This window comes from Gammaproteobacteria bacterium, assembly GCA_009838035.1.
In the GTDB taxonomy this organism is placed as follows: Bacteria; Pseudomonadota; Gammaproteobacteria; order Steroidobacterales; family Foliamicaceae; genus Foliamicus.
The window spans coordinates 109629-117744 of sequence record VXSK01000029.1 but is presented as its reverse complement, the minus strand read 5'-3'; the positions used below and the strand labels follow the sequence as shown (position 1 = coordinate 117744).

The 8116-nt window shown below is 65.0% G+C and carries 7 protein-coding genes; 3 read left to right on the top strand and 4 right to left on the bottom strand.

Features of this window, described 5'->3' with window-relative positions; genetic code table 11:
- Positions 1 to 83 precede the first annotated feature (83 nt).
- From rpoD to rpsU, 4 genes are all read right to left on the bottom strand, one after another.
- Positions 84 to 2027: an RNA polymerase sigma factor RpoD gene (gene rpoD / locus F4Y72_12600; GenBank protein ID MXZ29126.1), complete on the bottom strand. Its 1944-nt coding sequence runs from the start codon at positions 2025 to 2027 to the stop codon at positions 84 to 86.
- Positions 2028 to 2190: 163 nt separating this feature from the next.
- Positions 2191 to 2577: a DUF4345 domain-containing protein gene (locus F4Y72_12595; protein ID MXZ29125.1), complete on the bottom strand. Its 387-nt coding sequence runs from the start codon at positions 2575 to 2577 to the stop codon at positions 2191 to 2193.
- A 35-nt stretch (positions 2578 to 2612) separates the two neighbouring features.
- The gene (locus F4Y72_12590; GenBank protein MXZ29124.1) at positions 2613 to 4271 is read right to left on the bottom strand and encodes a DNA primase; all 1659 of its coding nucleotides are present in this window, start codon (positions 4269 to 4271) and stop codon (positions 2613 to 2615) included.
- 86 nt (positions 4272 to 4357) lie between these two features.
- Positions 4358 to 4573 (bottom strand): 30S ribosomal protein S21, encoded by a 216-nt coding sequence (rpsU, locus tag F4Y72_12585; GenBank protein MXZ29123.1) that lies wholly within the window; start codon positions 4571 to 4573, stop codon positions 4358 to 4360.
- 73 nt (positions 4574 to 4646) lie between these two features.
- Between rpsU and F4Y72_12580 the strand changes: the two genes are divergently transcribed.
- From F4Y72_12580 to F4Y72_12570, 3 genes are read left to right on the top strand one after another with little or no spacing between them, the layout of a single operon-like run.
- Positions 4647 to 5168, top strand: coding sequence for a GFA family protein (locus tag F4Y72_12580; protein ID MXZ29122.1), 522 nt, complete (start codon positions 4647 to 4649; stop codon positions 5166 to 5168).
- Between the two features lie 18 nt (positions 5169 to 5186).
- Complete coding sequence (locus F4Y72_12575) at positions 5187 to 7079, top strand: cytochrome c (protein ID MXZ29121.1); 1893 nt, start codon at positions 5187 to 5189, stop codon at positions 7077 to 7079.
- Complete coding sequence (locus F4Y72_12570; protein ID MXZ29120.1) at positions 7079 to 8092, top strand: hypothetical protein; 1014 nt, start codon at positions 7079 to 7081, stop codon at positions 8090 to 8092. Before F4Y72_12575 ends, F4Y72_12570 begins: the two co-directional genes overlap by 1 nt.
- Positions 8093 to 8116: the final 24 nt, after the last annotated feature.

Genomic DNA, 8116 nt, shown 5'->3' with positions numbered 1-8116 from the left:
GACAAGCAGGGACAGCTAGAATCGAGCCAGGATGGCGTCTCCAACGAGGAGGGGGGCAAAGAAAGGGCGGGATCGCTCCGGGACTACTCTTCCTGCGTAAAGCTGCGCAGGCGTTCCGCGTGCGAGGGATGGCGCAGTTTGCGCAACGCCTTGGCCTCGATCTGACGAATACGCTCGCGGGTCACGTCAAACTGCTTGCCGACCTCTTCCAGCGTGTGGTCCGTGTTCATATCGATCCCGAAGCGCATGCGCAGCACCTTGGCCTCGCGCGCCCCCAGCGTCGCCAGCACGTCCCGCATCGTTTCCTCAAGCCCGCGCGTGGTCGCCACGTCCATCGGCGAAGTCGCGTTCTGGTCCTCGATGAAATCGCCGAGGTGCGAATCTTCGTCTTCGCTCAAGGGTGTTTCCAGCGAAATCGGCTGCTTGGCGATCTTCTGCACCTTGCGCACCTTTTCCTCGGGCATCTCCATGCGCTGCGCCAGCTCCTCCGGCGTGGGATCGCGGCCCATTTCCTGCTGCATCTGCCGGGAAATGCGGTTCAGCTTGTTGATCGTCTCGATCATGTGGACCGGCACCCGGATCGTGCGCGCCTGGTCGGCGATCGAGCGGGTGATCGCCTGGCGGATCCACCAAGTGGCGTAAGTGGAGAACTTGTAGCCGCGGCGGTACTCGAACTTGTCCACCGCCTTCATCAGCCCGATATTGCCTTCCTGGATCAGGTCGTTGAACTGCAGGCCGCGGTTGGTGTACTTCTTGGCGATGGAAATGACCAGTCGCAGGTTGGCCTCGACCATTTCCTTCTTCGCGTCCTTGGCCTTGAGTTCGTTGTGGGAAATCTCCCGGTACAGCTCCTTGATGCCCCGGGCCATCGCCTTGCCGTTCTCTTCCCTGGGGATGGCCTTGAAGCGGTTGATCGGCAGGCAGCACTGGTCCTCCACCCGGCGCAGCCGCCGCGTGAGCTGCCGCGCTTCCTCGGCGTACGGCGCCAGCTTCGGGCCGTATTCCTCGCTGGACAGTTGCTCCTCAAGCCATCCGTCGCTGCTCGGTTCGTTGGCGAAGTAGTCCTTGAAGCTCCTGACCGGAACCTTCGCCCTGCGGACGTAAATGTGGCGCAGCCGCTTTTCGCAGCCCGCGACGGAAGAGGGATAAAGCGCATCCTGGTCGTCGGACGGCGCGCGCATGGTGGTATGCAGCGCGCCCAGCATGCCGTCGAAGGCGCGCGGCGTGAATTTCAACTCCAGCAGCATGCGGCTCATGATCTGCTGGGTGCGGTTCAGATTGCGGCAGGACAGCACGAAGTGCTCCGGATCTCCGCCGTTCTGCGCCTTGAGTTCCTGTTGGCGCACCCGCTTCAGGGCGCGATGCACGCGGGCGCACTGGGCCCTGAGCGCCAGAAGGCGCCTTTCCAGTTCCACGGGGTCGGGCGGCTGTTTGCGGGCGGCGTTGTCCGCCGGGTCGCGCTCCGCGGCGGGACGCAGGTCTTCGGGTTCGTCCGGATCGATGATCCCGGCCACCAGGTCGCTCAGCTTCATCTGCCCGGCGCGGCATTCCTCGAAGCGGTCCAGCAGGTGCTGCACGGACGGCAGGTAATAGGCCATCAGGCGCTTGATTTCGCTGCGGCTCTGTTCGATGCGGCGGGCGATGCTGATTTCGCCTTCCCGGGTCAGCAATTCCACCGAACCCATCTCGCGCATGTACAAGCGCACCGGATCGGTGGTTCGGCCCAGTTCGACCTCGAACGCGCTGATCGCGTCCTCGGCCTCGTCCACGTCGCCTTCGTCGGTGGATTCGCCTTCGGTCAGCGCCAGGGTGTCCGCATCCGGAACCTCGTCCTCCTCGTACACCTTGATGTCCATGTCGCGCAGCACGTTGATGATCTCCTCGATCTGCTCCATCTCGACGATCTCGTCGGGGAGCTGGTCAGTCAGTTCCGTGTGCGTGATGTACGAGCGCTGCCGTCCCAGCGAAATGAGGTTTTTCAGCCAGTTTCTCTGGCGCGTTCGTTGTGTGGTGGTTCCGGCGGTCATGTGCGGCGCGTGCCTCCGGGAGGGTTAATCGAACAATTATCGCTCATTTTTCACGGTTCATAAAGCAGGGAAACGGCAGCGGCGCCCTGCCTGCATTCCTTGATGCCAGGGATGTGGGAACCGTCTCAAGGGAATTCAACGCCCGCATTCGCCCGGGCGCCTGTCATTCCCTGAGCGTCCGCCGCAGGAACAATATGCCCAGCGCCAGGACAACCAGTTCAAATACCGTCGCCAGGCCCTGGTTCAAGGCGATTCCTGGCCCGCCCGCAAAGACCTCGGCAAGCAGACGGGTCAGCGCCAGGGCGCCGACGCCGAACACCGCGCAGGCCAGACCGGCGAACGCCAGTCGCGGCGACCACACACCGGAGATCATCAGCAGTCCGATGCCCGCCACCAGGCCGCCGTAGGTCGCGCGTATCTCGGTCACGCCCGACGGGTCCGCCGCTGCAATACCCATGGCCGCCCCCAGGGTGTGCGGATCGATAAGTGCAAACACGGCCGAAGCGACGAAGATGCCGCCCACGACAGCCAAGTAGATTTTCTGCGCCATTTCGGATTCTCCGTGCGTTTCGTTTGCCGCCGGCCTCAGGAGGGAGTGCGGGCCGCCATTTCGCGGATGGAATTTTCCCTTTGCATCCTGGCGACGCCCTCCGCGAACTCACGTTTGGCCTGTTCGGGGGTGAGCTCGGTTTCCCTTGCCAGAAGTCGCGACAAAAGGCCATGTTCGGGCCGTTCGCGATAGCGCTCGACAAGCTTGACCGGGCTGATTCCGGGCGTCGAGCGCGCCGTTTCGAAGATTTCCGCGAGCAGGCCGACCCGGGGTTCCTTCAGGTATTGAAATTCCGGCAGGGGATCGGCGTCCGCAGCCATTTCCGGAAAATTGAGCAGCAGCCCGGCCAGGGATCCGGCCAGGTTGCCCCAGGGATCGTTTCGCAGCGTTCCCGGCGCCGGTCGGCGTACGGCAGCGCGCTGGCGCCCGGAAGTCTCAAGAAGCTGTCCCAGGCGCTCGCGCGGAAGCTGCACCTCGTCAGCCAGACGGTTCACGAGGAGGTCCCGGTACACGCCGATGGGCGTGGAGCCGATCAGCGGCCGCGCCAGTTCGGCCACCCGCGCGCGTCCTTCGGCGGTGGCCAGGTCGCACTGCGCCGAAAGCGTTTGCATCAGGAACTCGGACATCGGCGTGGCGGAATCCAGCACCTGGTTGAAGGCTTCCGCTCCCTCGGAGCGCACGTAGCTGTCGGGGTCCTCGCCCTCGGGTAGAAAAGCGAAACTCAATTGGCGGCCGCCGCGCATCTCGGGCAGGGCCCGCTCCATCGCCCGCTCGGCCGCCCTGCGCCCGGCCGGGTCGCCGTCGAAACAGAACACGACGCTGGGCGAAATCCGGAAAAGCAGCGTGAGCTGCTGGGGGGTGACGGCGGTTCCCAGTGTCGCCATCGCGCCGTGTACGTCATGCTGGGCCAGCCCGATCACGTCCATGTAGCCTTCCACAAGCACGCAGCGGTCGACCTTGCGCCGTCCGAGTTCGTGCAATCCGTAAAGCTCGCGGCCCTTGTGGAACACCGGCGTTTCCGGGCTGTTCATGTATTTCGGCTGGACGTCGCCCATCGCCCGGCCGCCGAACCCTGTGACGCGGCCGCGGCGGTCGCGGATCGGGAACATGATGCGGTCGCGGAAGCGATCGTAGTGCTCGCCGGAATCGCCCTTGAGCGCCAGGCCGGCGTCGACCAGCCTGCGGCGGTCGTCGTCCGTCTGGCCGAAGCGCGCCAGGACGCCGTTGCCCGCGGGCGCGTATCCGATCCCGAAGGCTTGCGCGATCTTTCCGGTCAGCCCGCGGCCCTTGAGGTAGTCCTTGGCCGGGGTGCTGGCCTTGAGTCCTTCGATGTAGTGCAGGGCCGCCCCGTTCAGCAGTTCATACAGGCCCTTGCCGGAGGGCCGGGACGGACCGCTGCGGGGCACTTCCAGGCCGTAGCGGTCGGCCAGCGCCTCGACTGCGGCGGGGAAGTCGAGGCGGTCGTGCTGCATCAGGAAGCTCAGGGCGCTGCCGTGGGCGCCGCATCCGAAGCAGTGGAAGAAGCCCTTTGCGGGGACGACGGTGAACGACGGGGTCTTTTCGTTGTGGAACGGGCACAACCCCTTGTATTCGCGGCCGGCGCGCTTCAGCTTGACGCGTTCGCCGATGATTTGCGTGATGTCGGCGCGATCGAGGAGATCGTCGATGAACTCTCTTGGAATCGGCCCCGCCATAAACCCGAATATTGCACCATCCGCCGCGCACGCCCAAACCTGGCGGTGCTTCCTCCGCGCGGAATCAGGTTTTTGTGGGGGAGGGGTTAGTAGAGGCGGCGGCGGCGGTTCTGTTCGCGGCTGGTGCGCTTGGCCTGGCGCTTGACGGCGGCGGCCTTCTGGCGCTTGCGCACCTGGGTCGGCTTCTCGTAGAACTCGCGGCGGCGCACCTCGGCCAGGATGCCGGCCTTCTCGCAGGCGCGCTTGAAGCGGCGCAACGCCGCATCAAAAACTTCGTTTTCCTTTATCCGTACGCTGGGCACGTTTTTTTCTCGTCGCAAGGAGCGCGGATTTTAGCGATTGCACGCCCTGGATGCAATCAGGGAGAATCCGAGCGTGATTGCCCACGCGGGAGGAGTCTTCATCATGTCGATAGATGCTGGACAGGAAGGCGGTTGTCAGTGCGGCGCGATACGATTCCGTCTCTTGCGCGAGCCGGTTGCGTTGTATGCATGCCACTGTCAGGACTGTCAGAAGCAGTCTTCAAGTGCGTTCGGGATTTCGATGTGGGTTCCGGAGGACGATATTGAGTTCACGGGGGAAAAACCCTCGGTTTTCGGCGCGCGCGGGAGTTCGGGGCGTGAAAAGTTCGGCGCGTTCTGCAGCGGATGCGGCACGCGTCTTTACCACTGGGGCGGGGGAATAAGAACGGGAAAGAGCCGTACACTGAGCGTCAAGGCCGGAACCCTGGACGACACGTCGAACATCATGCCTACCAGCCACATCTGGACCCGCAGCGCGCAGCCGTGGCTCAAGCCTTTGCTCGATCTCGGCCTTTGCTATGCTGCCGGGCCGGAAAGTGGCGAAGCCCTGATGGCCCAATGGCGGCAAGCCGTTTCGGCCGAGGCGAAGCCGTAGTTGCGGGAGGCCGAAAGCATGCCCGGATATTTCGCCGCAGCCCTGGCTGTCGTCATCGCGATATCGGGGCTTCTGACCGGACCCCCGGCCTGGGCGAAGGGCGACGTCGAGCGGGGCAAGCGGCTGGCCCGGGAGTGCTTCGCCTGTCATGGGCAGGACGGTTACAGTCCGTCGCCGATCAATCCGAAGATCGGCGGGCAGCACGAGCGCTACCTGTTCCTATCGCTGAAGGAGTATCGCGACGGCGGGCGCTCGCACTCGCTCATGCGTGGATCGGTGCTTAACAAAACTGACCAGGACCTCGAGGACATTGCCGCCTACTACGCCAGCCAGCCGGGCTACCTGACGCCGCGGGAAATATGGGAGCGCACGCAGGAAGGGGCGCCGGACGCCGCCGGACCGCCCGCGGGCGCCCAACAGGGTGGTCCGCCCCGCGGGCCGGCGGGACCGCCCAAGTTTGATCACAGCGACCACATCGCGCGCTACAACAGCATGCTGGCGCAGGCGGTCCGCGATGCGGCGCAGGCCTCCGGCCAGATCGGCGACGCGGCCTGCGCGAGCCTGTCCGGGAGCGCGGATTCCGACCGCGACGGCGACGGGCTGGCGGACGCCTACGATGCCGCCCCGGACGATGCCGGCGAGTTCGTTCTCGACAGCGACGCAGACGGCTTCTACGAAATCTGCGACATCCGGCAGCTTGAGGCCATCGGCAATTTCGGCGGCGCCGAAGGCAAGCCCACCACGCTGGAGCGCGCCGTGCGCATGGCGCGCAACTACCGCCTGGCGCGCGACCTCGACGCATCTTCCGTCAGCAACTTCGAACCGATAGGCGACTGCGGGCCGGCGGGAAACTGCATGGTGACGCTGGACCGGTTCGGATTTCAGGGCGTAATCGACGGCGGGGGACACACGATCCGCGGACTGCGGATCTCCAGGCCCGGGGGCAGCGGGATCGGCCTGATCGGCGTGCTGGGCGCGCAGGGCACCGTTCGCAACCTGTCGCTTGAGGATGCAGTCGTGATCGGCCGCGGCGGCGTGGCCCTGCTGGTGGGCAGCAATTTCGGCACGGTTTACCGCTGCCGCGCCGAGGGCGAGGTGGCCGGCGAATTGGCGCTCGGCGTTCTGGTGGGCGGAAGCGGCGGTCTGGTGGCCTACAGCGAGTCGGCCGGCACCGTGTCGGGCAACCAGGCGGTGGGCGGGCTGATCGGCGACGTGCGCGGAGGCGTCTATTTCAGCCGGTCCAACGCCGAAGTATCGGGCAGCCGCGGCCTTGGCGGCCTGGTGGGGCTGAACACCTTCGGCCTGGTCCTGAGCAGCTATTCCACGGGCCAGGTGATTGGCGGCAACGACCTGGGCGGCCTGGTGGGAATGAACACCGACGCCAAGGTGCGCAACAGTTTTTCGATCGCGGCGGTCGAGGGCGACGGCAGCAATATCGGCGGCCTCGTGGGGTTCAATTCCCTGAGCGAGGTGCGCAACAGCTACGCTGCCGGCGCCGTTTTCGGCGGCGATGCCGTGGGCGGGCTGGTGGGGCGCAACAACGGCAGCGTGCGCATGAGCTACGCGGCAGGGCCGGTATCGAGCGAGGGCGCTTCCGGAGGGATTTCCGGGTTCACGGTGGAGGGCGAGGAGGACGGCAACTTCTGGTCCGCGATGTCCTATTCCGCAGGCGCTTCAGACCTGGGCGCACTGACCGCCGAACAGAGTGGATGGGCGCCGCGGCCCGGCGATTTCCTGGGACTCATCGATGCCTATTGCGACGCCAACGGTAACGGCTTTATCGATCCCGACGAGCGCGTGCCGGACAATCAAATCTGGGACTTCCGCGGTTCGGGCGAGTTTCCGGTAATCCGCTGTACGTTTGAGGCAGGATACCCCTCCGGGGACACCGACTCTATGGGGAAAATGTAATGCTGAGCCGCAATCCGTATTCGAGGGTCCTGGCATTGGCGCCCGCGCTGGCCCTGACGGCAGGACTGGCCGGCGCCGCTGAGGAGCGCGACAACACCTTTCAGCCCTTCGTCAAGGGCGACATCTTCGTCGCGTCCACCATCATGGACCATCCCACCGACGATCACATGGGCACCGGGCGCATCTTCCAGTACGACGCCCAACTGAACCTCAAGGGCGAGCTCTACACAAAAGGCACGACGCACAAGATCGGCGGCCTGAATTTCGCGCCGGACGGCACGCTGTGGGCGTTTGCCCAGGGAACGCCCGCGGTGGTGGAAATCGGCCGTGACGGCGTGCAGAAGCCGGTGCGCAGCTTTTCGGAGCGCAGTTTGAGCAGCGTGACTTTCGCCCGCGACGGCAGCCTGTATTTCGGGGAGCACCTGCAGGGGCCCAACACGACCATTCCCACCAATACCACCGTGTTCAACCTGCTGACCGGCCGCGACGTGATCGGCGACGGCAACATCTTCAAGTTCAGCCCGGACGCGCGGCTGCTCAGGGAATTCCATTCGGACACGCACGGCGGCGTGGTCGGCATCCACGGCGTGACATCGACCGTGCTTACGGACGACGACACGCGGATGGTCTATCTGTCCGAGACCGGCAACCGGGTCATGCAGTACGACCTGGCCAACGACCGGCAGTTGCCGGACCTGAGGGTGTTCGACGAAGACGAGAACGTTTTCATGGTCCTCACGCTGATGCCCATGCTCGACGGATCGCTGCTGATCAGCACCGGCAACGGCCTGGTGGTGCTCGACAAGGACAGCGGGGAAACGCTCCGCTACTACGACATGCGCAGTCCCGGGTGGGCGGCCTCGGGGCCGACCGTGGACGGCTCAGGAATCATCGTGGGCAACTTCTTCACCGGCGAGGTCGTGATCATCAGCCGGGAAACCGGGGAAGTCGTCCGAAGCAGCAACATCGGGCAAACAAACTCACTCTCCGGCGTGGCCCAGTTCCCGGGCTGACCGGTTTCATCCGAAAGAGGCCTT